1 protein-coding gene is annotated in these 770 nt (G+C 52.9%); it reads left to right on the top strand.

The window, feature by feature from the left end:
- Positions 1–770: elongation factor Tu (locus B498_RS00045; RefSeq protein WP_008503528.1), on the top strand; the 770-nt coding region annotated here is incomplete at both ends.

Raw genomic sequence — 770 nt, 5'->3', positions numbered from 1 at the left:
TACGACACCCCGACTCGCCACTACGCACACGTAGACTGCCCAGGCCACGCCGACTATGTTAAAAACATGATCACCGGTGCTGCGCAGATGGACGGCGCGATCCTGGTTGTTGCTGCGACTGACGGCCCAATGCCTCAGACTCGTGAGCACATCCTGCTGGGTCGTCAGGTAGGCGTTCCTTACATCATCGTGTTCCTGAACAAATGCGACATGGTTGATGACGAAGAGCTGCTGGAACTGGTAGAGATGGAAGTTCGTGAACTGCTGTCTCAGTACGATTTCCCAGGCGACGATACTCCAATCGTTCGTGGTTCTGCTCTGAAAGCGCTGGAAGGCGAAGCTGAGTGGGAAGCGAAAATCATCGAACTGGCTGGCTTCCTGGATTCTTACATCCCAGAACCAGAGCGTGCGATTGACAAGCCATTCCTGCTGCCAATCGAAGACGTATTCTCCATCTCCGGTCGTGGTACCGTTGTTACCGGTCGTGTAGAGCGCGGTATCATCAAAGTTGGTGAAGAAGTTGAAATCGTTGGTATCAAAGAGACTGCGAAGTCTACCTGTACTGGCGTTGAAATGTTCCGCAAACTGCTGGACGAAGGCCGTGCTGGTGAGAACGTTGGTGTTCTGCTGCGTGGTATCAAACGTGAAGAAATCGAACGTGGTCAGGTTCTGGCGAAGCCAGGCTCAATCAAGCCACACACCAAGTTCGAATCTGAAGTGTACATCCTGTCCAAAGACGAAGGCGGCCGTCATACTCCGTTCTTCAAAGG

Origin of the sequence: Enterobacter sp. SST3 (genome assembly GCF_000286655.1) — a bacterium.
Lineage (GTDB): Bacteria > Pseudomonadota > Gammaproteobacteria > Enterobacterales > Enterobacteriaceae > Enterobacter > Enterobacter roggenkampii.
Note: the sequence above shows the minus strand (reverse complement) of the source record. Positions and strands in the feature narration are given on the sequence as shown.